Origin of the sequence: Sedimentitalea arenosa (assembly GCF_016428585.1) — a bacterium.
In the GTDB taxonomy this organism is placed as follows: domain Bacteria; phylum Pseudomonadota; class Alphaproteobacteria; order Rhodobacterales; family Rhodobacteraceae; genus Sedimentitalea; species Sedimentitalea arenosa.
The window spans coordinates 214,427-239,194 of sequence record NZ_JAELVR010000005.1; the positions used below are offsets into that span (position 1 = coordinate 214,427).

Genomic DNA, 24,768 nt, shown 5'->3' on the forward strand with positions numbered 1-24,768 from the left:
TCATGGTCCCTCGAACTTCTTGCCGCGTCCCAATCCGGGCTGCGGCTTGCGATCGTTGGAGGCCTGGAAGCTCTGCACCTCGGCGCGCGCGACCACATGGTGATGCACCTCGTCAGGGCCGTCCGCGAAACGCAGAGTGCGCTGTCCGGTATACATCTCGGCCAGCGGGAACCATTGCGAAATCCCTGCAGCGCCATGGACCTGAATCGCCTGATCGATGATGTTGCAGACCTTCTCGGGCACCATCGCCTTGACTGCCGACACCCAGACGCGGGCTTCCTTGTTGCCCAGAACGTCCATGGCGCGGGCACCCTTCAGAACCATCATGCGCATGGCCTCGATCTCGATCCGCGCGCGCGAGATCGTCTCCATGTTCTTGCCGAGATCGATGATGCGCTTGCCGAAGGCCTGGCGGTTGATCGCCCGATCCAGCATCAGGTCGAGCGCCCGGTCGGCCGCCCCGATGGAGCGCATGCAGTGGTGGATGCGTCCCGGTCCGAGCCGCAACTGGCTGATCTCGAAACCGCGACCTTCGCCAAGCAGGATGTTCTCCTTCGGCACGCGGACATCCTCGAACCGGATATGCATGTGCCCGTGCGGCGCATCGTCATGGCCGAACACGTGCATTCCGCCCACGACCGTGACGCCCGGCGTATCCATGGGCACCAGGATCTGGGATTGCTGTTTGAAAGTTTCCGCCTCGGGCGAGGTCTTGACCATGGTGATCATGATCTTGCAGCGGGGATCTCCGGCGCCCGAGATATAGAATTTCTCGCCGTTGATGACCCAGTCATCTCCATCCAGAACTGCGGTGGTGGAGATGTTCTTGGCATCCGAACTGGCGACATTCGGCTCGGTCATCGCATAGGCCGAGCGGATTTCACCGGCGAGCAGCGGCTTCAGCCATGTTTCCTTCTGTTCCGGCGTGCCGACGCGTTCCAGCACCTCCATGTTGCCGGTGTCGGGTGCGGAGCAATTCAGCGTTTCAGAGGCCAGCGGGTTCTTGCCCAATTCCGCCGCGATATAGGCATAGTCGAGGTTCGACAGCCCTTCGCCGGTTTCGGCATTGGGCAGGAAGAAATTCCACAACCCGTTCTCGCGCGCCTTCTTCTTGGCGGTCTCCAGCAGCTCCAGCTGACCAGGTGCATACGACCAACGGTCGGCACGACCTTCACCCAGGCGATAGAATTCCTCGGTGATGGGGTCGACGTTCTCGGCAATATGCTTGACGACCGCATCCAGCAACGGACGGGCGCCTTCGGACATCGACAGGTCGTTCATTTCCGGCGGATGATTGGCGATTGACATGGGTCTTCCTTCTCTCTCTGTGTGCGGCCTTCGCCGCTGGTCTCGCATGTATATTGGTGGGTCAGCCCGGGTCAGGCGGTGGCGGCACCTTGCGTCAGCGTTTCCAGGCAACGGGTGCGGATGCTTCTCCGGTCGATCTTGTCGGTCGCGGCGCGGGGCAGGGGAGCGTGGTCGAACCAGAAAAGTTCGGGTATCTTGAAACGCGCAATGTGCTCACCCAGAAACTCGCGCAAATCCGCTTCGGTAATCTTTGCGCCGGGCCGCAGTTGAACCGCCGCGCCGACGGTTTCACCGAGGCGGGCATGCGGCACAGAAAACGCGCAGGCTTCTGCGATAGACGGATGACGATGCAGAGCGCCTTCGACATCGAGGCAGGCGATGTTTTCGCCGCCTCGGATGATGATGTTCTTCTTGCGGTCCACGATCGTGACATAGCCGTCGGCATCGATCACGCCGAGATCGCCGGTGCGCAGCCAGCCATCTTGAAGCACTTCGGCTGTGGCTTCGGGTTTGTTCAAGTAACACCGCATGTTACACGGGCTTTTTATAGTGATTTCACCGACCTCGCCAAGGGGAACGTCACGCCCGGCCTCGTCGAGGAAACGCAAATCCTGAACCGGTGGGTGCAACCTGCCGGCACTTCCCGGACGCGCGACGTACTCTGGACCAGCCATGCCGATCCCGACAGCGTTGGTCTCGGTCATGCCCCAGCCGGTCGCGATATCGGCCCTCTTGAAGCGCTCGGCGAGTTGTCCGACTTGCGCTGCCGGTCGCTTAGCGCCGCCGGAGCCGATATAATCCAGCGTTTCCAAAGATGTACCGATCTTTTCTGAAGCTTGCAAAAGATCCGCCGATTGGGTCGGCACACCCAGAAAGCGTGTGATGCCTTCGCGCTCCACGATCCGGGCGGCCGTTTCGGCATCCCATTTGCCCATCAACGCCAGCTTTGCACCAGCAGGCAGGCTGAGCAGGAACATCGGATGGGTCGCGGTAACATGGAACAGCGGGGTCACGATCAGGACGGACGGCCGCGGGGCGGGTGGCGTATCCGGCTCCGGAGGGCTCATCAACGGCGCCATCGCCGCTTGCATCAGCCAAGTGAAGACCGCGTTCATCGCGCCGCGATGGGTTTGCACCACGCCCTTGGGATGACCCGTTGTGCCCGACGAATACATGATCGCGAAATCGTCGTCGGTGTCGATTTCCACGTCGGGAAGCGGATGTTCCGGCGCTGCAAGACGCAAATCTGTATAACGCAGATTGCAAGTTTCTTCGGCATCACGGACGCCGACCAGCGTCAGACCAAGCGTCTCCTGCAAGGGCTGCAGTCGCGCGGCCCGGTCGCCATCTGCAAAGACGAGGTGGGCCTTGCTGTCCTGCAGCGCATAGTCCAGTTCCTCGCTCGTCCACCACGCGTTCAGAAAGACGACCACTGCACCCAGCGACGAGATCGCCATCACGAGCACCAGAAATTCCGGAAGATTGCGCATGGCGATCGCCACCGGCACGCCCTCGCGGACGCCGAACTCCGACTGAAGAACATGCGCCATCCGACTTACATCGTTGACAAATTCGTCATAGGTCCAGCGCTCTTCGCCGAATACCAGGTATTCGGCAGTGCCATTTCCCTGTGCTTCGCGACTGGCCTGCAGCAGAGCGCGCGTATGGGGTGGGATGTTTTTGAACACCCGATACTCAACGCCACGGATCATCGCCGTGGTCAATTCGAACATCGGGTTCGTCGTGGTGATTTCGTGAACCGCTTCCTTCAGGGACAGGGCAACACTCATGTCGCGCCCAATCCCGTCGCTTCGGCGTGCACGCAGCCGATCTCCATCATCGCATGTCCTCCCGTTAGCACCCGCACGGAGTTCCGCGTGAGTCCTTGGCGAACGTTAGACCGGATGAAAGGCGCTGCCAATACCGCTTGTCGAAACACTGTTCCGCATTGCGTCTTGCGGAGATCGACACCAATCATGGCAAGGCTGGGGCTATCCAGTTATTAAACATAATACTGATTATACGCCTTATTGGTCAGAGAGATGAGGTTGTTCAAGCCGCGCCTGCCGCGACAACCTTGGCATCCACACCGGACCTGAGCGATTGAAACGCCACGAATTGCGACAGGAAAACCTGTCCCGTCAGGACGTCCAGGAAATGGCTGCGTTCAAGTCGATCCATCACCGGGCCTTTCACCTCGGACAGATGCAGCGTCAGCCCCATGTCATGCAGCCGCGCGTTGATTGCTTCGAGCGACTCCAGTGCGCTCAGGTCGATCTCGTTCACCGCCGAGCACATAAGGATCACATGCCGCAGTGACGTATCGCCGTGAACACGGGCCAGCACGACATCCTCCATCCGGCGTGCATTTGCGAAGTACAGGCTTTCGTCGATCCGGAGCGTCAGGATCGTCGGATCGGTCTGAACGGTGTGGCGGTTGATGTTGCGGAAGTGTTCGGTTCCGGGCACCAGACCGACCTCCGCTACATGCGGGCGCGACGTCTTCCAGATGAACAGAACAAGCGACACCACCACCCCGCTCGCCACACCGATTTCGACCCCGGCAAACAGCGTCAGAAGTATTGTGACGAGAACTGCGGCGAAATCCGCCATCGAATAGGACCAGCTGCGGGACAGGATAGACAGGTCGACCAGCGACAACACCGCCACGATGATCGTGGCCGCCAAGGTCGCGGTCGGCAGGAAATACAGCAACGGCGTCAGGAAGAGCGCCGCGCCAAGCAACCCGATCGCTGTCAAGGCGCCGGCGGCCGGCGTTTGCGCTCCGGCATCGAAATTCACCACCGAACGGGCAAAGCCCCCGGTCACCGGATACCCGCCGGACAGGCCCGATGCGACGTTCGACGCCCCCAGCGCGAAGAGTTCGTTGTTCGGCTCGATCCGCTGTCCGCGTTTCGCTGCAAGGGTCTGGGCGACAGAGATGCTTTCGACGTAGCCGATGATCGAGATCAGCATCGCAGGCCCGATCAAGGCCGATAGCAACGACAGGTCGACCGTCGGCAGACCCAGCGGCGGCAGGCCGGTCGGAACCTCGCCCACCAGCGCCACCCCTGCCCCTTCAAGGTCGAAAGCCCATGCGGCCAGCGTCGTGCCGACAATCGCGAAGACAGGACCGACCCGGGCCAGTGTCGCGGCGAGCGAGGAACTGACGCCAAGTGATCGCAGCATCGGCGACAACCCCCATCGCGCCCAGAGCAGGAAAGCCAGCGCCGCGCCGCCAGTGACCAGCGTGGCCAGGTTGATTTGCGGCAACCCGGTCCAGAGGGCACCGAGGATCTCGGGCAGCGTGTGGCCCTGGGCCTGAATCCCCATCAGGTGTTTCACCTGACCGACAGCGATCAGCAGCCCCGACGCCGTGATGAACCCGGCGATCACGGGATGGCTGAGGAAGTTCGCAACCACGCCGAGACGCAGCGCCCCCATGGCGATCAGGACAAGTCCCGACAGAAGCGCGAGCACCGCTGCCGCTGCGACGTAGTCGGCGACGCTTGTGAGACCCAGAGGCGCCAAGGCCGACGCGGTCATCAGCGAAACCACGGCCACCGGACCCACCGCCAAAGTGCGACTTGTTCCGAACAGCGCATAGGCAATCAGCGGCACGATAGAGGCGTAGATCCCTACTTCGGCCGGAAGGCCGGCAAGCAGCGCATAGGCCAGTGATTGCGGGATCAGCATGATCGTGACGATCACCGCCGCAAGCGCATCACCGGAGAACTGAATACGATCATAACTGCGGGCCCAGTCAAGGACCGGCAGAGCTTTCCGCCACTTCATGCAAGGCCCCTCGCCCGTGGATTTTTACTGATCCGATCGGCCGGCAAGCGCGGCCTCGACAAGCATCGCGCTGCGTGCACCGGATCGGCAATAGAGCAGGATCGGTTTGGGCAGCTCGCGGATCAGGATGCGCATTTCGTCTATTGCATCGGGTGTCGGCGCACCGGACACGATGGGCAGATAGCGTGTCGCGATGTCCGACAGCTCTGCGGCGGTCTGGACGCTTTCGAACAGCGGCTGATCGCCGGATTCACCGTCCGGACGGTTGCACACCACGCTGCGATACCCGAGTGACCTGACGAGCGGCAGGTCTTTCGGGCCGAGTTGATCGGACACCGCGATGTCGCTGGCAACTTTCCGAATATTCATGACGTCGCTCCTCTGCGTAACGTATCTTTTTTTTGATATATGTTTTTCTGTGTGCTTGTGAACCCCCGTTCCCTGTATGCGACGATTTTCCGTCCGACCCATCCGGAAAGGACTTGAACGAAAAAGACCGGGCGCTTGCCCGGTCTTAGCTGTCTGTCGCGACCTGTGTCTTGTTCAGAAGAACGCCTGAAGCCCGGTCTGTGCCCGGCCGAGGATCAGCGCATGTACGTCATGTGTGCCCTCATAGGTATTCACGGTCTCGAGGTTCATCATGTGGCGGATCACCTGAAACTCGAGGCTGATACCATTGCCGCCATGCATGTCGCGCGCAAGGCGGGCGATGTCCAACGCCTTGCCGCAATTGTTGCGCTTCACGATCGAAATCATCTCGGGCGCTGCCGCGGCCTCATCCATCAGCCGTCCCACGCGAAGGCTGGCCTGCAGGCCAAGCGCAATCTCGGTTTGCATGTCGGCGAGTTTCTTCTGAAACAGCTGGGTCTGCGCCAGGGGGCGGTTGAACTGCTGCCGGTCGAGTCCATATTGCCGCGCCGCGTGCCAGCAGGTCTCGGCCGCTCCCATCACGCCCCAACTGATGCCGTAACGCGCCCGGTTCAGACAACCGAACGGCCCCTTCAGCCCCTCTACATGCGGCAGCAGGGCGTCTTCTCCGACTTCGACGCCGTCCATGACGATCTCGCCGGTGATGCTGGCCCGCAGGCTCATCTTGTTTTCGATCTTCGGCGCGCTCAGACCCTTCATGCCCTTGTCGAGTATGAAACCGCGGATTTTTCCGCCATGCGCCTCGGACTTGGCCCAGACAACGAATACGTCGGCGATCGGCGCATTCGAAATCCACATCTTCGAGCCCGACAGGCTGTAGCCGTTTGCGGTCTTGGTGGCGCGTGTTTTCATGCCCGCAGGGTCGCTGCCCGCATCTGGCTCCGTCAGGCCGAAACACCCGATGAACTCGCCGCTTGCGAGCTTGGGCAGGTATTTGCGCCGCTGCGCCTCGCTGCCATAGGCGTAGATCGGATACATCACCAGCGAGCTTTGCACCGACATCATCGAACGGTACCCGCTGTCGACTCGTTCGACTTCGCGGGCGACCAGCCCATAGCTGACATAGCCCGAACCAAGGCCGCCGTATTCCTCGGGCACAGTCACGCCCAATAGACCCATTTCGCCCATCTCGCGGAAGATCGACGGATCGGTTTCCTCGGTAGCGTAGGCTTTCGTGACGCGCGTTTGCAGCTTTTCCTGCGCATAGGCCCGCGCCGATGCCGCGATCATGCGCTCATCCTCGGTCAGCTGGTCCTGCAGGCGCAGGGGGTCTTCCCAGTCGAAAGCACCCAGATTGGGCGCGTCCTTGGCTTTCAGAGCCGGTTTGTCGGCGATATTCATGTTGTGCTCCCTTTTTTGCCAGCCTACGCAAGTTCGGAGGCGGAAAACAGCGAGACTTTCGCAAGCAGGTATGAGAATAGATCATACATGATCGCCCCGCGCCGCCTTCTTCCCTCGATCGCCTCTCTGCGTGCGCTCGAAGCGCTCGACCGGCTGGGTACGGCCTCGGCGGTGGCCGAGGAGCTGGACCTGACGCAAAGCGCGGTCAGCCGGCAGTTGCAGGCGCTCGAACAGCAGGTCGGAGCCGAGTTGATCCAGCGCGACCGCAACCGGCTTATCCTGACCCCTGCGGCGCAGAAATACGCAGCCGAGGCGCGCCAGGCCCTGCAACAGATCGCACGCGCCACGCTCGGTCTGCAGGCCGCGCCCCTCGGAGGGACCCTGAACCTCGCCATTTTGCCGACTTTCGGCATGCGCTGGCTGGTGCCCCGCCTGCCGGATTTCGCGCGCCGCCATCCCGATATCACGATCAACATGGCGACCCGGCTCCAGGCCTTCGACTTTGCCACCGAAGGTTTCGATGCCGCGCTGCATTTCGGCGACGGGGCATGGCCGGGGACAGACAGCTTGCTGTTACGCCACGAGCAGGTCATCCCGGTCTGCGCCCCCACGCTCGTGTCCGGCGCCACGCCGCTCAAGGCCCGTGATATCCGCGCCATGCCGCTTCTGCATATCCAGACTCGCCCCCGCGCCTGGCCCGACTGGTTCAACGCGCGCGGCCTGCCACAGTCTGGCCCCCTGCCCGGCACGCTCTATGACCAGTTCTCGACCATCACCCAGGCCGCGCTGCACGGGCTGGGAGTCGCTCTGATGCCCGACTACCTGGCCGAACAGGACATCGCGCAGGGCCGGCTGGTGGCGCTCTATCCCGAGCCGACGGACGCGCAGGGCGCTTACTACCTCGTCTGGCCACAGGAAAAGGCGCGCGACCCGGCGCTGTGCGCTTTCCGCGACTGGTTGGCGCCGCAAGCGCAGGCCGAAGATCCATTGCCGCGTTGAGGCCGTCTCGGCCTTCATTGAAACGCACTTTTCGGTATAGTGCGCTGCGTCGGCCACGAACTGCGTGTCGTATCCGTGAGGATCAGCCTCAGCGTGGTAAAACCACGATGAAAGTCGTGCCCTTGCCCAGTTCGCTGGCGATCTTCAACCGGCCGCGGTGACGGTTGACGATATGTTTTGCGATGGCGAGGCCGAGACCGGTCCCGCCCAGTTGGCGGCTGCGATGACTGTCGACGCGGTAGAACCGTTCGGTCAGGCGTGGCAGATGGATATCGTCGATGCCGGGGCCCTTGTCGATCACGCGGATTTCGACCGCTTCGCCGCGCAGCAACGGGTCGCGCTCGATCAGGCGGACCGCAACGCTCACGCTGCCGCCGGATCCGCCGTACTTGATCGCATTCTCAACAAGGTTGTTGAAAACCTGGCGCAGTTGGTCGTCATCGCCGGGGATCATGACCGGAGTGTGCGGCGCATCGAGGGACAAAGTGACGCCACTGTCCTTCGCAACGCGCGCAAGCGAGGTCAAAACCGATGACAGAAGCGCCGTCATGTCCAGTGGCCGCGTCGGGCGTACCCGTTCCTCGGCTTCGACCCGGCTCAGCGACAGAAGGTCTCCAACCAAACGGTTCATCCGTCCGGCCTCGCTTTCCATGATTGACAGGAACCTGTCGCGGGCGCCGGGGTCGTCCCGCGCGGCACCACGCAGCGTTTCGATGAACCCGATCAGCGAGGTCAGCGGTGTGCGCAGTTCATGGCTGACATTGGCCACGAAATCGCGCCGCATCTGCCCGGCCTGCTCCATATCGGCGCGATCCTGGAAGGTGATCACCACGGCTCCTCTGGCCCCTGGCGCGATACCCTCGACTGCACGGCAGGTGACGTCCAACGGTGCGTCCTGCGCACCCTGGTTGACCCTGTGGCGCGCCAGATGCTCCTGCCCATCCTTCAGCGTCGCCTCGATGGCGGCGATGACCTCGGGCTGGCGCAGAACATTGGCGAAGTGCCGCCCGACGATGCCGGCGCCCAGCAGGCGCGTCGCCTCGGTGTTGGCCGCAATGATCCACTCCTCCCGATCCACGACCAGCAGCGGCAGCGGGACCGCTTCGAGCAGGGCATTGATCTGAGCCGTGGGCATGCCCCCTAGCCCGTTGTTGCTGCGGCCACGGCGTCGGTGAAAACCTGCTTGAGTGCTTCGGGATCCTCGAGCCCGACCGACACGCGGAAGAAGCCTTCGCTCAACCCCAGTGCTGCACGGTTTTCCGCAGTCAGCGCCCGGTGCGAGGAAGAGGCCGGATGTGACAGCGTCGTGCCCACATCTCCCAGCGTTGGGGCAAAGCTCAGCCCGTCCGCAGCGCGGGTGAAGGCGTTGGCCGCGTTGCGCCCACCGGTCAGTTCGAAACTGACCATGTTGCAGCCCTGCCCCTGCAGCAGCTCTGCCGCGCGGGCATGGTCCGGGTGATCCGCGCGCATCGGATAGAGCACGCGGGCGACGCCCGGCAGGGTGGCGAGGTGGTCGGCCAGCGCGGCCGCCGTGGCCTGCGCACGGTCGAACCGCAGATCAAACGACAGCATGCCGCGTTCCGCCAGCCAGCAATCGAACGGGCTGGGCGTCAGCCCGGTGGTCACCGCGAAGACCCGCATCCTGTCGTTCAATGCCTGGTCCTTTGCCACCACGTAGCCGAGCATGACGTCGGAATGGCCTGCCAGCAGCTTGGTGATCGAATGGATCACGATGTCCGCGCCATGCTCGAAAGGTAGGAACCCGCGCGGAGTGGTGAAGGTGTTGTCGACGGCCAGAAGAATACCGTGCTCGCGACAAAGCGTGGCCAGGCCGTCTATATCGGCCACCGCCAACGTTGGGTTGGACACCGCCTCGACCAGCAGCAGCCGCGTTTCGGGCCGGATTGCAGCGCGGACAGCGTCGACATCTCCGGGATCGGCCAGAGATGTGGCTATGCCAAGACGTGGCAAATCCTCGGCCATCAGACGCAGCGACCGGCCATAGAGCTGGTTACCCCCGATCACGTGATCGCCCGATTTGAGCAGCCCGAGCAGGACCGCACTGACCGCACTCATGCCCGATCCGGTGACAACGCCGCCTTCGGCCCCCTCCATATCGTCGAGCCGCGCCGCGACGACGTCGGCGTTGGGATGCCCCTCGCGGGAATAGGTATAGCCGTGCACCCGACCTTCGTACTGGTCATCCAGCGCGTCGGGCGTTTCCGAGGCATAGACCACGGAGGGCGAAAGCGGGGTCACCACGGGACGGCTGGCACTGTCCGGCAGCGGCACCGGGCGCATGAGCGAGCCCTTGGAATTGCGGATCATCGCACGATCTCCAGACCGTCGCGATAGGCACGCATCCGTTCCTGATAGTGCAGCGCCGCCGCCGTCAGCCCCTGCAGCGCAGCATCATCCAGCGTCCGCACCACCTTGCCCGGCGCGCCCATGACAAGGCTGCCATCCGGAATGACCTTGCCTTCGGTGATCAACGCTCCCGCCCCAATCAGGCAGTTCTTGCCGATCTTCGCACCGTTCAGGATGATCGCGCCCATGCCGACCAACGTGTTGTCGCCCACGGTGCAGCCATGCAGCATGACCTTGTGTCCGATGGTGCAATCTCTCCCGATCGTAAGCGGGAAACCCATGTCGGTGTGCAATACGCAGTTTTCCTGGATATTGCTGCCCACGCCGAGGCGGATCTCCTCGTTGTCCCCGCGCAGGGTCGAGCCGAACCAGACGCTCGCGCCCTCTTGGATGACCACCCTGCCGATCAGGTTGGCATCCGGCGCGATCCAGCTGTCGGGGTGAAGGTCGGGGGCAATCCCGGCGAACGAATAGACTGTCATGCTCTGTCCTCGAATTCCGTTTGAAGCTTGCGCACATGCCCGGTCAGGCCGGGTTGCTGGCTGCGGCGCAGGCGGGTGGCGGTGACGATGGTTTTCAGCCGCTCCTCGGTGGCGTCCAGGTCGTCGTTGACCAGGACGAAATCGTAGCCGTCCCAGTGGCTGATCTCATCCCAACTCTTCTGCATCCGCCGCGCGATAGTGGCGGCGTCGTCCTGCCCTCGGCTTTCCAGTCGGCGTCTCAGTTCGGTGATCGAGGGCGGCAGAAGGAAAATCGACAGGGTATGCTGCCCCAACGCCGAATTGCGGATCTGCTGGGCGCCCTGCCAGTCGATGTCAAAGAGCACGTCCTTTCCCTCGTCGATCGCGTCCTGCACCGGTCCGCGTGGCGAGCCGTAGAAATTGCCGAAGACATGGGCGTGTTCGAGCATCTCACCGGCGGCGACCTGGGTCTTGAACTCGGCTTCGGACAGGAACTGGTAGTCCACACCGTCGGTTTCGCCGGGGCGCGGCGCACGGGTGGTGGCGCTGACCGAAAAGACAATCGACGGGTCCCAGACGCGCAGCCGCCGTGCCAGGGTCGACTTGCCCGCACCCGAGGGCGAGGACAGGATGATCAAAAGCCCGCGGCGCTGTATCATGATTGGGTTCCTTTCGCGGTCATTCGACGTTCTGGACCTGCTCGCGCATCTGGTCAATCACCGCCTTCAACTCCAGTCCAACGGCAGTCAATTCTCTGGATTGAGCCTTGGCGCACAGCGTGTTGGCTTCACGGTTGAACTCCTGCATCAGGAAGTCGAGCTTGCGCCCCACGGGTCCGCCACTGGCCAGAAGATCGCGCGCCGCGGCGACGTGGGCTGTCAACCGGTCAAGCTCCTCGGTCACGTCAGCCTTGACTGCCAGAAGCGCGAGTTCCTGTGCCACACGCGCCGGATCGGCGCCCTCGGCATTGTCGAGCACCCGGGCGAGGTTGATCCGGAGTGTCGCGGCCGCGGTCTCCTTGCGCGCATCGGCCAGGGTTGCAGCCTGGGCGGTCAGGCTGTCCACGGTGTCGAGCTGGGTCGTCAAGATGTCTGCCAGGGCCCGCCCCTCGACCCGGCGCATTTCGACGAGTTGGGCAAGCAGCGGGGGAAACTCCGCCTTGAGCTGTGCGACCAGCGCCACCACGTCGTCTTCCTCGGCGGAGCTGTTCATCATCCCGCGCAGCGCCAGAAGGTCGCTGGCGCGCGACGGGGCCAGCGCGACACCGCGCGCGGCGGCGATGTCGTCGATCCGCGCAAGCGCTGTCAGGGCTGTGTCAAGTGCGGCCTCGTTCAGGGTGAGCGCCGCCTGGCTGTCATCGCGTGCAACCTTCAGGTTCAACGTCACGTTGCCCCGTGTCACCGCGCGCGACAGCTCCGCGCGCAAAGCGGCCTCGAGCCCCTCCAGCCAGTCCGGCACCCGCAGCCGCAGGTCGAGTCCCTTGCCATTGACGCTGCGCAGCTCCCAGCCCCAGGCATGGGCGCCAAGCGATCCCTTGGCGGAGGCGAAACCTGTCATCGAACTGATCATGGGCGGGTCTCCGAACATGCCGCGCGGGCAGCACGGTCTGGGCCGCACCTAAAGGACTCTCGGCCATGAGGGCAAGCCCCCGGAGACGCCGCAAGACGTTAACCATTTGCCCAGCTTCTGCTTCAAAATGTCGAAAAATCTGTCAGGTTAACGGTTGAGTAACCATTCTGAAGCAAGTCCTAACATGGAGGTTTTGTCCCAAGGGCAAAGCCGGTGCGAATGTGGTGGGCGCATATAATGAGAGACCTGAAGATGATCAGCATCCTGCGCAAGTTCGGTTCTGACAAGGTGGTGGCCATGGATCGGTTCCGCAGCGGGGCCGGCCTGTCGCCGATCCGCCAGGCCGAGGCTTATTGGAGCGCGCTACGCAAGGGCGCGGACATCCCCTACCGGTCGCAGATCGACCCCCGCGGGCTCGAACAGGTGCTGGAATATGCATTCGTGCTGGAACGAGTCGCACCCGGCGTCGCCCGCTTCCGCCTCGCCGGGCAGCATATCTGCAAGCTCGCCGGGATGGAGGTGCGGGGCATGCCGATCACGGCGCTCTTCACCCCCGCCGCCCGCCCCGACATGGGCGCGATCCTCGAGCACGTGTTCGACACACCGGCGATCGCCGAGCTGACGCTGGAAGGTGAACGGCAGCCGCTACGTGGATCCTGCGAAGCGCGGATGATCCTGCTACCGCTCAAGAGCGACCTGGGCGAAAGCAGCCGCATCCTGGGGGTGTTTATCGCAGACGGTGACATCGGAACCCATCCCCGTCGCTTCGACCTGGCGGGCCGCTCGCTACGTGATGTGAACGCCCAGCCGCCCGCCGCCCTGACGCCCGCCCCCGAGGCGGTCGTGGCCGACCCCGCCGAGCCGACACGACCCACCAGACCGGAAGAAGCCGTGCAGGGGTTCGCCGAAGCACAGAGCGCGATCCAAGGCAAAGTGCCCTATCTGCGTCTCGTCAAGACAGACAGCTGACCCACTTGCCGTGACCTAGCCCGCCGCGCGATCGAGCCGCGCCGCGCGCAGCGACGACAGTTCCTCCGCGACAAGGAAGGCCAGCTCCAACGACTGGCTCGCGTTCAGACGCGGGTCGCAGGCCGTGTGATAGCGATCCGACAGATCCTCTTCGCTGACCGCCTGCACGCCGCCGGTGCATTCGGTCACGTCCTGTCCCGTCATCTCGAAATGCACACCGCCCGGCACGGTTCCTTCGCTGGCATGAACGGCGAAAAACTCGCGCACCTCGCGCAGGACGGAATCGAACGGGCGGGTCTTGTAGCCGGTGGTGGACTTGATTGTATTGCCGTGCATCGGGTCGCAGACCCAGACCACTTCGGCGCCTTCCTCGCGCACCGTCTTGATCAGGCGCGGCAGGTGTTCGCCGACTTTGCCCGCGCCGAAGCGGGCGATCAACGTCAACCGGCCCGGTTCGTTCTGCGGGTTCAGCCGTTCCATCAACAGCTTGAGGTCGTCGCTGGTCATCGTCGGCCCGCATTTGAGGCCGATCGGGTTCAGCACGCCGCGGCAGAACTCCACATGGGCGCCATCGGGTTGCCGTGTACGGTCGCCGATCCAGATCAGATGGCCAGACCCCGCGAGCCAATTGCCCGAGGTGGAGTCGCGCCGGGTCAGCGCCTCTTCGTATTCCAGCAAGAGGCTTTCGTGGCTGGTGTAGAACTCCACCGATTGCAGTGTATGAGCCGTGTCCTGGGTGACGCCGGCCGCCTTCATGAAATCGAGCGTATCGCTGATCCGGTTGGCGACTTCGCGATAGGCTTCGGCTTTCTTGCTCTCGGTGAACCCAAGCGTCCAGGCGTGAACCTGGTTCACGTCGGCGTAGCCGCCGGTCGAAAAGGCCCGCAGCAGGTTCAGCGTCGCTGCCGCCTGGGTATAGGCTTGGAGCATCTTGGCCGGATCGGGCCGGCGCGCTTCGGGTGTGAAGGCCAGTTCGTTGATGATGTCGCCGCGATAGCTCGGCAGTTCGATACCATCGACCATTTCGGTCGGTGCGCTGCGCGGCTTGGCGAACTGGCCCGCCATGCGGCCGACCTTGATCACAGGCACCTTGGCGCCGTGGGTCAGCACCATCGCCATCTGCAGCATCACCTTGAACGTGTCGCGGATGCTGTCGGCGCTGAATTGCTCGAAGCTCTCGGCGCAGTCACCGCCCTGAAGCAGGAAGGCATCGCCGCGCCCGGCGGCCCCGAGATGCTTTTTGAGCCGGCGTGCCTCGCCCGCGAAAACGAGCGGCGGATACTTGGACAATTGCGCCTCGACCGCATGCAGGGCATCGGTGTCCCCATAGTCGGGCATCTGAACCCGCGGCTTTTTGCGCCAGTCGGTTTTTTGCCACTCGCTCATCGCTCTCATCTCCGTTCGGCGTGTCAGGCTGTCTCTATACAAAAGGCCGGCGCGCGTGGCCATATGCGATTTGCGACCCTTGACGACGCGGACAAGCTCTGACCAAGGTGAGGCAGGTGCGCCGGGGCTTCGGTCGGGGCGTCAAGACCGAAGGGCCAGCAATGCAAGAACAACGCAAAGTTGTCGATGTCGATCGAAGCTCGGCCAAACCCCGCCGGTTCGTATTCGTATTGCTGCACAATTTCACCATGCTCAGTTTCGCGTCGGCGCTGGAAAGCCTGCGTATCGCCAACCGCATGATCGGTCGTGAGGTCTATACCTGGAGCCTGATCGGCGAAGGCGGCGACACGGTCAGCTGCTCGGCGGGCACCCAGTTCAAGCTGGACGCCGACTTGATCGAGTTGAACCGCGACGACACAGTTATGCTCTGCGGCGGCATCGACGTTCAGGAAGCCACAACCAAGCGGCTGCTCGGATGGGTCCGCCGCGAAGCGCGCAAGGGGTTGATGATCGGGGGCCTTTGCACGGCCGGATTCACGCTCGCCAAGGCCGGTCTGCTCGATGGCAAGAAGGCGACGATCCATTGGGAGAACGCCGACAGCTTTGCCGAGGAATTCGACGAGGTGGTGCTCACGAAATCGGTCTTCGTGATCGACGGCAACCGAATGACCACTGCCGGCGGCACCTCGTCGATCGACCTGATGCTGAAAATCATCGCGGACGATCACGATGAAGATCTGGCCAACGCGGTGGCCGACCAGCTGATCTATTCCAGCATCCGAACCGATCAGGACACGCAGCGCCTGTCGGTGCCGACGCGTATCGGCGTACGCCATCCCAAGCTGAGCCTGGTGATCCAGATGATGGAAAGCAACATCGAGGATCCGATCAGCCCGTCGATCCTGGCGCGCGACGTGGGCATGTCGACGCGGCAGTTGGAGCGGCTGTTCCGGCGTTACCTGAACCGCTCTCCCAAGCGATACTACATGGAGTTGCGCCTGCAAAAGGCCCGCAACCTCCTGATGCAGACGGACATGAGCGTGATCAACGTCGCCTTGGCCTGCGGTTTTGCAAGCCCCTCGCATTTTTCCAAGTGCTACCGGGCGCATTACGACACGACTCCCTATCGTGAACGGGGCAGCCACGCGGCGCGATTGTCCATTTGATCCGCACGCCGCGCCTGCTGTTGCGACCTGCGCGCGACGACGATCTGTTGCCGCTACACGCGATTTTCTCGGATCCGGAGACGATGCGCTACTGGGACCGACCGGCAAACACCGACATCGCGCAGACCCGTGCCTTTCTGGATGCGTTCATGAAGGCCGACCCCACGACCCGCTATGAATTCATCCTTGATCTCGACGGAAAATGTGTCGGCAAGGCTGGGGTCTGGGACAAGCCGGAGGTTGGATTCATCCTGAACCGCGCGCATTGGGGCAAGGGGCTGGTGCGCGAAGCAATGGAGGCGATCCTGCCCGGCGCCTTTGCCGCCTTTCCAGATTGCGAGGCGTTGACCGCCGAAGTCGACCCGCGCAATACGCGGTCCTGCCGTTTGCTTGAGGTCCTGGGGTTTGTGATAGAGCGCATCGGCAAACAGGATTTTCTCTATGGCGGCACCGAATGGTGCGACACCGCCTATTACCGGCTGCCACGCCCGGCCATTCAACCGCCAGGCGTCATGCGATAGAGAGCGCCCTGCCCTTCGGACAGGAACCAGATCGCGCCATCCGGCGCTTCGTCGATGTCACGCACCCGTTCCGTTTCCGGAAACGCCAGCGTTTCGACGAGTTGCAGAGGGGATCCCTCAAGCCGTGCGATGTGGTCTGATTTGAGCGAACCGACGAAGATGTCGCCGCGCCAGGCCGGCCAGATTTTGCCCGAATAGACCATCAGACCTGATGGTGCGATGGACGGGTCCCAATAGTATTCCGGCTGCTCCATTCCCGGTTTCGCCACGCCTTCACCGATCTTGGTGCCTGAGTAGTTTCGCCCGTACGAGATCACCGGCCAGCCGAAATTGGCACCCTTGCGGATGCGGTTGACCTCGTCACCACCGCGGGCTCCGTGTTCCGCTGTCCAGAGCGTCCCATCGGTATCGAGCCCCGCACCCTGCGGATTGCGATGCCCGAAAGACCAGATCTCGGGCTGAATGCCCGCCTGCCCGACGAAGGGATTGTCCGCGGGCGTGGCCCCGTCGCGGGTGATCCGCAAAATCGAGCCGTTGTGGAGGCTGCGGTCCTGCGCCGTGTCCGGGTCGCCGCGGTCGCCCATGGTGACGAAGAGCGTGCCATCGCGCGCTTCGACCACGCGGCTGCCGAAGTGCCGGCCGCCCCGGCTTTCCGGCGCGGATTCGAAGATCACCTCGAGACCTTCCAAGGAGTCGCCCGCCGCGGACAGCCGCGCCTTGGCGACTGCCGTCCCAGCGCCCCGCCCCTGATCGCGCGAGAAGGAGAGGAAGATCTCGCGGCTGCTGACGAAATCCCGCGGCACCATTACGTCAAGGAGCCCGCCCTGTCCGCTTGCGAAGACCGATGGCACGCCCGAAACCGGTTGTGCGCGGCCATCCTTGACATGAAGCAACCGACCGTCGCGCTCGGTGACGAGAACGCCGCCGTCGGGCAGGAAATCGAACCCCCATGGCGTGTCGAGCCCCGTGACGACCGGGGTGATCTGCACCTGTTGGGCGTGCGCTTCACGTGGCATGGGGTCGGCTCCCAGCGACAGCGCGACTGCGGTCAGAACAAGGGTTATTTTTTGCATGCAAACCTCCATGATTGAACCGATATTAAGCTGTTTCACGCTGAGGGCGAGCAGGCTGACGCAAAGTTGACGCAACTGGAGCCGCGCCTTGTTTTCGCTTCCCTTTTCAGGCGTGCTTGCCTAACCTTGCCGCCGGACAAACATGTTCCAACAGGGAGAGAACACATGAAGAAACTGCTTATGGCCACAGCGGCCACGGCGCTGATGGCCGGATCGGCTCTTGCCCAGACCGAGGTCAAGTTGGGCGTCCTGTTCGGGTTCACCGGACCGATCGAATCCCTGACCGGGCCGATGGCGGCGGGCGCCGAAATGGCGATGAAGGAAGTCACCGACAGCGGCGCGCTGCTGGACGGTGCCACCGTGACGCCTCTGCGCGCCGACACCGGATGCATCGACAACGGTCTTGCGACCTCGAACGCCGAACGCCTGATCGCCGATGGGATCAACGGGCTGATTGGCGGCGATTGTTCCGGCGTCACCGGCGCGATCCTGCAGAACGTCGCCATCCCCAACGGAATGGTCATGATCTCGCCCTCGGCGACCTCGCCCGGGCTGAGCACCATGGACGACAACGGCCTGTTCTATCGCACTGCTCCTTCGGATGCCCGCGAAGGACAGGTCATGGCCGATATTCTGACCGAGCGCGGCATCAAGTCGATCGCGCTGACCTACACCAACAACGACTATGGCAAGGGTCTGGCCGACGCCATCGTCACCTCGTTCGAGGCGGTGGGCGGCGAAGTCACGATCAGCGCGGCGCATGAGGACGGCAAGGCCGACTATTCCGCCGAAGTGGGCGCGCTGGCCTCGGCCGGTGGCGACATCCTCGTGGTCGCGGGCTATCTCGACCAGGGTGGTCTTGGCATCATCAACGCGGCGCTGGATTCCGGTGCGTTCGAGACCTTCGGGCTGCCCGGCGGCATGATCGGAGACAGTCTGCCCACCAATGTCGGTCCCGACCTGAACGGATCGTTCGGGCAGATCGCAGGATCCGGCGGAGATGGCATCGAGAAGTTGACCGGAATGGCGGGCGACGCCTTCGACGCCACCTCGCCCTACACGCCCGAGAGCTATGATGCGGCTGCGCTGTTCATGTTCGCGATGCAGGCGGCCAATTCCACAGACCCCGCGGTCTATGGCGAGAAGATCCTCGAGGTGGCCAACGCGCCCGGCGAGAAGATCTATCCCGGTGAGCTGGCCAAGGGCCTTGAGATCATCAAGGGCGGCGGAGACATCGACTATGTCGGGGCCTCGGCCGTGGAATTGATCGGACCGGGCGAAAGCGCCGGCAGCTACCGCGAGATCGAAGTGCAGGACGGCAAGAACACGACCGTCAAGTTCCGCTGATCCGCGAGAGGAAATGAAAACGAGGCAGCCCGGGTCGCTTGCGCCCGGGCTGTTTTGATGACAAGAGGCCGCGCCAAAGCGGCCTGGGACAGGCCCGGACAACAGGGCGCAGGGGGTGCGATGATCGTCGTTGAAGACGTGCACAAGCATTTTGGCGGTTTTCACGCCGTGGATGGCGCGACGCTGGAGATCGCCGAAGGGTCAATCACCGGATTGATCGGCCCGAACGGCGCAGGAAAGACGACCCTTTTCAACGTGATCGCGGGCGTTCTTGAACCGACTTCGGGACGCGTCACCATGGCCGGTGAGGACATCACCGGACTGCCGCCGCACGATCTCTTTCACAAGGGCCTGTTGCGGACGTTCCAGATCGCGCACGAGTTCGGCTCGATGACCTGCAGGGAAAACCTGATGATGGTGCCGGGCAACCAGTCGGGCGAGACGCTGTGGAACACCTGGTTCGGACGCAAGCGGATCGCGAACGAGGAACGGGCTCTACGCGCCAAGGCCGACGAGGTTTTGGAGTTTCTGACGATCGAGCATCTGGCGGATCACAAGGCCGGACAGGTCTCGGGCGGTCAGAAGAAGCTGTTGGAGCTGGGCCGCACGATGATGGTGGACGCGCGCATCGTCTTTCTGGACGAAGTCGGCGCAGGCGTGAACAGGACCCTTCTGAACACGATCGGCGACGCGATCATCCGTCTCAACAAGGAGCGCGGCTATACCTTCGTGGTCATCGAGCACGACATGGATTTCATAGACCGTCTCTGCGATCCGGTGATCTGCATGGCCGAGGGCAAGGTCCTCGCCCAGGGGACTCTCGACGAGATCAAGGCCAACGAGCAGGTAATCGAGGCCTATCTGGGCACCGGTCTGAAGAACAAGGACAAGGTGGGGGCATGATGTGGGCCGTCGTCAGGGGGCGCTGCCCCCGCCGCCCCTGCCGGGCGACTCCCCCGGAGTATTTTCGCAAAGATGAAGCAGCATGAGTAGCAATCCCTACCAGGACGATCGCGGCAACAAGGACCGCAGCATCGCCAATCCCAAGGGCCATGGCACTGCCGAAGGTGCCCGGCGCAAGGGCAAGGCCGTGCCTGCGCCGGGCGGTCCGTTCCTGATCGGCGAGGCGATGACGGGCGGCTATGGCAAGGGGCCCGATATCCTGCATGAGTGCACCATCGCGGTCGACGAAGGTGAAATCGCGGTGATCGTGGGACCCAACGGGGCCGGCAAGTCCACCGCGATGAAGGCGGTGTTCGGGATGCTGGACGTGCGGTCGGGCCATGTACGCCTGGATGGCGAGGACATCACCGCTCTGTCGCCGCAGGCGCGGGTGGTGAAGGGTATGGGGTTCGTGCCGCAAACAAACAATATCTTCACTTCGATGACGGTCGAAGAGAACCTCGAGATGGGCGCTTTCATCCGCACCGACGATTTTTCGGGCACGCTGGCGCAGGTCTATGACCTGTTCCCGATCCTCAAGGACAAGCGCAAACAGGCCGCCGGCGAGTTGTCGGGCGGACAACGCCAACAGGTGGCGGTGGGACGCGCCCTGATGACGCGGCCCAAGGTACTGATGCTGGACGAGCCGACTGCCGGGGTCAGCCCGATCGTGATGGACGAACTGTTCGACCGGATCATAGAGGTGGCACGCACCGGCATTCCGATCCTGATGGTCGAGCAGAACGCGCGTCAGGCGCTTGAAATCGCGGACAAGGGCTATGTGCTGGTGCAGGGGGCGAATGCCTATTCCGGAACCGGCAAGGCGCTGCTGGCCGATCCCGAAGTTCGCAAATCCTTTCTGGGAGGCTGAGGCATGGATTTCCTCAACGCTATTGTCGCGCTTGCCAATTTTGTCCTGATCCCGGCGATTTCCTACGGGAGCCAGTTGGCGCTTGGCGCGCTGGGGGTGACTCTGATTTACGGCATCCTGCGGTTCTCGAATTTCGCCCATGGCGACACAATGGCATTCGGCGCGATGGTGACGATCCTTGTGACCTGGTGGATGCAGTCCGTTGGGATCGGGCTTGGGCCGCTGCCGACGGCGCTGCTCGCCCTGCCCTTCGGGATCTTGGGGTGCGTTGCGCTCGTGCTGGTCACCGATCGGCTGGTCTATCGCTTTTATCGCGAGCAGAAGGCCAAGCCCGTGATCCTGGTGATCGTGTCGATGGGGGTGATGTTCGTGATGAACGGGCTGGTGCGTTTCATCATCGGACCGGATGACCAGAATTTCGCCGACGGCGAGCGGTTCATCATCTCGGCTCGCGATTTCCGCGCGATGACCGGTCTGGACGAAGGTCTCGCGATCCGCACGACGCAAGGAATCACCGTTGTGACAGCCATAGTCGTTGTCGCGGCACTGTTCTGGTTCCTCAATCGCACCCGCACCGGCAAGTCGATGCGCGCCTATTCCGACAACGAGGACCTGGCGCTATTGTCGGGGATCAACCCGGAGCGCGTGGTCGTCTATACGTGGCTGATCGTGGCGGCGCTGGCGACGGTGGCGGGCGTTCTCTACGGGCTCGACAAGTCGTTCAAGCCCTTCACCTATTTCCAGCTTCTGCTGCCGATCTTCGCCAGTGCCATCGTCGGCGGGCTTGGCAACCCGCTGGGGGCGATCGCGGGTGGCTACATCATCGCCTTCTCGGAGGTAACGATCACCTATGCTTGGAAGAAGATCGCCATCTATCTGCTGCCAGAGCGTTTCGAACCGGATACGCTGGTGCAGTTGCTCAGCACCGACTACAAGCTGGCGGTGTCCTTCGCCATCCTGCTGATCGTCCTTCTGTTCCGCCCGACGGGCCTGTTCCGGGGGAAGGCGCTGTGACCGAGACCGTCAAGAACACGTTTCTTTTTGCCATCGTCGGCGGGCTGATCGTCCTGACCGGGTTCCTGCAGAGTTGGAATTCGGCGCTGCTGATCCTCAACATGGGCCTGGTGTCGGCGATCATGGCGATCGGCGTGAACCTTCAATGGGGATTTGCGGGACTCTTCAACATCGGGGTCATGGGGTTCGTCGCACTGGGCGGGCTGGCTGCCGTCCTGGTGGCGATGCCGCCCACAACCGAAGCCTGGGCCGCAGGTGGAACCGGGATCATCATATCGCTGCTGCTGGGCGCGGCGACGGTGATCGCGGCGGTGCTGGTACGTACGTGGATGCACGCGGGACCGGTGCGGTCGCTTGCCATGCTGGCGGTCATCGTGGTCGGCTTCTTCGTCTATCGCGCAGTGCTTGACCCGTCCGTGGAGGCGGTAGAGAAGGTCAATCCGGCAGCGACGGGGTATCTCGGTGGACTGGGACTGCCGGTGATCCTGTCCTGGCCGGTCGGTGGGCTGTTGGCCGCGGGTGCGGCCTGGATCATCGGGAAGATCGCATTGGGGCTGCGGTCGGACTACTTGGCGATCGCGACACTGGGCATCGCCGAGATTATCATCGCGATCCTCAAGAACGAGGATTGGCTGTCACGCGGTGTCAAGAACGTGGTCGGCCTGCCCCGTCCCGTGCCCTACGAGATCGATTTGCAAAACGATCCGAGTTTCGTTGAGCGCGCGGCCGGTCTGGGCATGGATCCGGTGACTGCGTCGACCCTGTACGTCAAGCTGGGCTACGCGGTTCTTTTCCTCATCGTTCTCGGCGTCCTGCTCTGGATGGCCGAAAAGGCGCTGAAGAGCCCCTGGGGGCGGATGATGCGCGCGATCCGCGACAACGAGGTCGCAGCCGAGGCGATGGGCAAGGATGTCACCAGGCGTCACTTGCAGGTCTTCGTGCTGGGCAGCGCGGTTTGCGGGCTGGCCGGGGCGATGATGACCACGATGGATGGACAGTTGACCCCGGGAACCTACCAGCCGCTCCGTTTCACCTTCCTCGTTTGGGTGATGGTGATCGTGGGCGGATCGGGCAACAATTTCGGTTCGGTTCTCGGCGCGATGCTGATCTGGTTTCTCTGGGTTCAGGTCGAACCGATCGGTATCTTCCTGCTGGAACTGGCGACCTCGGGCATGGCGGATGGTCCTCTGAAGACGCACTTGCTGGACAGCGCCGCGCATATGCGGCTGTTGACGATGGGAGTGATCCTGATCCTGGTGCTGCGGTTCAGCCCACGCGGGCTGATCCCGGAACGCTGAACCGGCGCCGCGTCAGGGCGCGTCGAGCCAGGCGTCGAGATAGGGGAGCATACCAGTCGGGTCGAACACTTCATAGCTGAGCGACACGAACATCCAAAGACCGATGGTACGAAGGCACAGCTTGAGCACCTGAACCCCGTTGCTGCGCTGGTTCTCGAACATGAGCACCCAGCAGATGCTGAGCACCAAAGCCATCACGAAAACCAGCCCCATGAACATCCCGCCGGCATCGGCCGGCGGGTGTCGATCGGGCCAGCCAAGCCCCCAGAAGATCCAAGGGGCGACGAGCCAGAGCAGAAGGGTCAGCCCCAGCATGGTCGCTGCGGTGGCGATGAACGGAGGAGACAGAAGCGAGTCGTCGTAGGACTCGTGATAGAAATACTCCGTCTGCGGGTCCTCCGGCGCGGCGGGCGGAGGCGTATCGTGCCAAGTCGCTGCAGGCTCAGCCAAGCCCGGGGAAGGACTTGGGTCTGTCAGGCCGGGGGGCGGACTCGGCTCGGCTGAAGGCGGTTGGGAGTCCACTGGGGCCTCGGCAATGGTGCTGACACCGGTGTTGGCGCGCAGCCAAAGCTCGGTGAAGTCGCCCGGGCGCAAGCGCCCGTCGGCCACCCCTTTCAGTGCACCGAGCAGCCCGGCTCGCTCGGAGTCGTTTGGGTTCGGACCATCGCTGATGAAGGTCAGCACCTCAGCGCGCACCGAGCGCGAGACAGAGCCCTTCTTGGACCATTCGATCACCTGTTCTTCTGCCTTCTCGAGCATGTCGGCGAACGCATCCAGACCGGATGAGGACAGCAGCACCTCGCCCTGCTGATTGCGCCCCCCTTGCTTGAAGGTTTGCAGGTCGCCCGCAGCCAAGGTCCGGTCAAGGTAGTCGGACAGTTCGTTGACCGTGATACGGCCGTCCGTATTGATGTCGGCCGCGCCCCTGAGTCCCTCGACAAGGTGGCGCGTCAGCAGGCTCAGTTCGCCTTCGTCGCCGTCCCGCGCCAGTTCGAATTCGTCACAGGCCATCAGCACGTAGCAACCACCGCCTCTGGCATAGCTGTCAGCAGTCGCCTGCAAACCGTCGCTTGATTTGAACCCCGTGGGGAAGGCGCCGGCATGGCAGCAATCAAGGATCAATACCGTCTTGCCGGCATCGGCGCGGCCCATCATGATGGACAGCTGCCGCGCGTCGATGGCGGTAGCTTGCGGCTGCTGCTTCTCGGAGTCGTTGGCGGCAAGATAGAGATCGCCGTGATCATCGGTCAGGCCGTGGCCTGAAAAGTAGATCAGCAGCAGGTCGTCCCGGTCCTTCCTCCCAAGCGCCGTAGTGATCGCCTTGACCGTCTCGGCCCTGCCCGCGTCCTTGAGGACTTCGACCTCGTGGAAGGCGCCGCGCTCGGGGTCGCGCAGGACGTCTAGCATGGCGTCCACATCGGCGTGCGGGCAATTCAGCGGCGTGAAGTCGCTGGGCGCCGGATAGGTCTGGTTGCCGATCAACAGAGCATAACGGCGCTCGGACATCAGCCCGCTCCGCCCAGAGACTGGACGAACTTCTCGGCCTCTTCCATGTTGGTCGCGTTCACCGTGATCTCGGTGCCATCGGCCTTCTTGATCGTGAAGCTGAGCGACTTGTCCTTTTCGATCCAGCTTTTGAGCACGTTCAGCGCCGCAACCGCCGCACCGCTGGAGATGAACGTGACGAGAAGGGCGCCAATGGTGATCGGCTCACCCTTGGCGCCGGCCTGCGCCGGGCCACGTGCTTGTTCCGTCTTGACGTCCGCGCGGGCCTGCATCTCGCGCGACAGTTGCCGCATCCGTGCTTGCATCGCCGCGTCCGTCATCGTTTCGGACTGCAAAACCAATTCAACCTGGCTCATAACTGAAAGACCCTTTTTCTCGAAATAAGAGAAACTTGGCCGAGAATTCC

The 24,768-nt window shown here is 63.0% G+C and carries 23 protein-coding genes; 9 read left to right on the forward strand and 14 right to left on the reverse strand.

Going from position 1 to position 24,768, the window contains the following annotated elements:
* The 5 genes from JF290_RS09230 to JF290_RS09250 form a co-directional block, all read right to left on the reverse strand.
* On the reverse strand, positions 1–1,281 hold the full coding sequence (locus JF290_RS09230; protein WP_199024651.1) for an acyl-CoA dehydrogenase family protein: 1,281 nt from the start codon (positions 1,279–1,281) through the stop codon (positions 1–3).
* Positions 1,282–1,379: 98 nt separating this feature from the next.
* Entirely contained in the window at positions 1,380–3,041 is a 1,662-nt protein-coding gene (locus JF290_RS09235) for a class I adenylate-forming enzyme family protein (protein ID WP_233155226.1), read from the reverse strand.
* A 319-nt stretch (positions 3,042–3,360) separates the two neighbouring features.
* Complete coding sequence (locus tag JF290_RS09240) at positions 3,361–5,103, reverse strand: SulP family inorganic anion transporter (RefSeq protein WP_199024559.1); 1,743 nt, start codon at positions 5,101–5,103, stop codon at positions 3,361–3,363.
* A gap of 24 nt (positions 5,104–5,127) precedes the next feature.
* Positions 5,128–5,472, reverse strand: a complete 345-nt coding sequence (locus tag JF290_RS09245; protein WP_199024560.1) for a protein tyrosine phosphatase family protein — start codon at positions 5,470–5,472, stop codon at positions 5,128–5,130.
* A gap of 174 nt (positions 5,473–5,646) precedes the next feature.
* A complete protein-coding gene (locus tag JF290_RS09250; RefSeq protein ID WP_199024561.1) occupies positions 5,647–6,873 on the reverse strand; it encodes an acyl-CoA dehydrogenase in 1,227 nt (408 codons plus the stop codon).
* Positions 6,874–6,960: 87 nt separating this feature from the next.
* Between JF290_RS09250 and JF290_RS09255 the strand changes: the two genes are divergently transcribed.
* Positions 6,961–7,872 (forward strand): LysR family transcriptional regulator, encoded by a 912-nt coding sequence (locus tag JF290_RS09255; RefSeq protein ID WP_199024562.1) that lies wholly within the window; start codon positions 6,961–6,963, stop codon positions 7,870–7,872.
* A gap of 88 nt (positions 7,873–7,960) precedes the next feature.
* On the opposite strand, the gene JF290_RS09260 is transcribed toward JF290_RS09255, so the two are convergent.
* The 5 genes from JF290_RS09260 to JF290_RS09280 are packed head-to-tail and all read right to left on the reverse strand — an operon-like array spanning position 7,961 to position 12,269.
* Positions 7,961–9,007: an ATP-binding protein gene (locus JF290_RS09260; RefSeq protein WP_199024563.1), complete on the reverse strand. Its 1,047-nt coding sequence runs from the start codon at positions 9,005–9,007 to the stop codon at positions 7,961–7,963.
* 5 nt (positions 9,008–9,012) lie between these two features.
* Positions 9,013–10,200: a trans-sulfuration enzyme family protein gene (locus JF290_RS09265; RefSeq protein WP_233155227.1), complete on the reverse strand. Its 1,188-nt coding sequence runs from the start codon at positions 10,198–10,200 to the stop codon at positions 9,013–9,015.
* Positions 10,197–10,721, reverse strand: a complete 525-nt coding sequence (locus JF290_RS09270) for a gamma carbonic anhydrase family protein (protein ID WP_199024564.1) — start codon at positions 10,719–10,721, stop codon at positions 10,197–10,199. The genes JF290_RS09265 and JF290_RS09270 overlap by 4 nt, the downstream gene beginning before the upstream one ends.
* A complete protein-coding gene (gene gmk / locus JF290_RS09275) occupies positions 10,718–11,359 on the reverse strand; it encodes a guanylate kinase (protein ID WP_199024565.1) in 642 nt (213 codons plus the stop codon). The genes JF290_RS09270 and gmk overlap by 4 nt, the downstream gene beginning before the upstream one ends.
* Positions 11,360–11,378: 19 nt before the next feature.
* Complete coding sequence (locus JF290_RS09280) at positions 11,379–12,269, reverse strand: YicC/YloC family endoribonuclease (RefSeq protein WP_199024566.1); 891 nt, start codon at positions 12,267–12,269, stop codon at positions 11,379–11,381.
* Between the two features lie 237 nt (positions 12,270–12,506).
* Here JF290_RS09280 and JF290_RS09285 point away from each other — a divergent pair, with 237 nt between their 5' ends.
* Complete coding sequence (locus tag JF290_RS09285) at positions 12,507–13,238, forward strand: PAS domain-containing protein (RefSeq protein WP_233155228.1); 732 nt, start codon at positions 12,507–12,509, stop codon at positions 13,236–13,238.
* 15 nt (positions 13,239–13,253) lie between these two features.
* Here JF290_RS09285 and JF290_RS09290 read toward each other — a convergent pair whose 3' ends face one another.
* Positions 13,254–14,624, reverse strand: coding sequence for a class II 3-deoxy-7-phosphoheptulonate synthase (locus JF290_RS09290; RefSeq protein ID WP_199024567.1), 1,371 nt, complete (start codon positions 14,622–14,624; stop codon positions 13,254–13,256).
* Between the two features lie 161 nt (positions 14,625–14,785).
* Here JF290_RS09290 and JF290_RS09295 point away from each other — a divergent pair, with 161 nt between their 5' ends.
* Together JF290_RS09295 and JF290_RS09300 are read left to right on the forward strand one after the other, a co-directional pair.
* The gene (locus JF290_RS09295) at positions 14,786–15,790 is read left to right on the forward strand and encodes a GlxA family transcriptional regulator (RefSeq protein WP_199024568.1); all 1,005 of its coding nucleotides are present in this window, start codon (positions 14,786–14,788) and stop codon (positions 15,788–15,790) included.
* 20 nt (positions 15,791–15,810) lie between these two features.
* Entirely contained in the window at positions 15,811–16,311 is a 501-nt protein-coding gene (locus JF290_RS09300; protein ID WP_268912009.1) for a GNAT family N-acetyltransferase, read from the forward strand.
* Here JF290_RS09300 and JF290_RS09305 read toward each other — a convergent pair.
* Positions 16,287–17,327, reverse strand: coding sequence for a PQQ-dependent sugar dehydrogenase (locus JF290_RS09305; RefSeq protein ID WP_227362715.1), 1,041 nt, complete (start codon positions 17,325–17,327; stop codon positions 16,287–16,289). The genes JF290_RS09300 and JF290_RS09305 overlap by 25 nt on opposite strands.
* A gap of 222 nt (positions 17,328–17,549) precedes the next feature.
* Between JF290_RS09305 and JF290_RS09310 the strand changes: the two genes are divergently transcribed.
* The 5 genes from JF290_RS09310 (at position 17,550) to JF290_RS09330 (ending at position 22,856) form a co-directional block, all read left to right on the forward strand.
* A complete protein-coding gene (locus JF290_RS09310) occupies positions 17,550–18,731 on the forward strand; it encodes an ABC transporter substrate-binding protein (RefSeq protein WP_199024571.1) in 1,182 nt (393 codons plus the stop codon).
* 120 nt (positions 18,732–18,851) lie between these two features.
* Positions 18,852–19,634: an ABC transporter ATP-binding protein gene (locus JF290_RS09315; protein WP_199024572.1), complete on the forward strand. Its 783-nt coding sequence runs from the start codon at positions 18,852–18,854 to the stop codon at positions 19,632–19,634.
* Between the two features lie 82 nt (positions 19,635–19,716).
* Positions 19,717–20,544, forward strand: coding sequence for an ABC transporter ATP-binding protein (locus tag JF290_RS09320; RefSeq protein WP_199024573.1), 828 nt, complete (start codon positions 19,717–19,719; stop codon positions 20,542–20,544).
* A 3-nt stretch (positions 20,545–20,547) separates the two neighbouring features.
* Complete coding sequence (locus JF290_RS09325) at positions 20,548–21,558, forward strand: branched-chain amino acid ABC transporter permease (protein ID WP_199024574.1); 1,011 nt, start codon at positions 20,548–20,550, stop codon at positions 21,556–21,558.
* Entirely contained in the window at positions 21,555–22,856 is a 1,302-nt protein-coding gene (locus JF290_RS09330) for an ABC transporter permease subunit (RefSeq protein ID WP_199024575.1), read from the forward strand. Before JF290_RS09325 ends, JF290_RS09330 begins: the two co-directional genes overlap by 4 nt.
* Before the next feature lie 12 nt (positions 22,857–22,868).
* On the opposite strand, the gene JF290_RS09335 is transcribed toward JF290_RS09330, so the two are convergent.
* Complete coding sequence (locus JF290_RS09335; protein ID WP_199024576.1) at positions 22,869–24,362, reverse strand: caspase family protein; 1,494 nt, start codon at positions 24,360–24,362, stop codon at positions 22,869–22,871.
* A complete protein-coding gene (locus JF290_RS09340; RefSeq protein WP_199024577.1) occupies positions 24,362–24,718 on the reverse strand; it encodes an effector-associated constant component EACC1 in 357 nt (118 codons plus the stop codon). The genes JF290_RS09335 and JF290_RS09340 overlap by 1 nt, the downstream gene beginning before the upstream one ends.
* Positions 24,719–24,768 lie beyond the last annotated feature (50 nt).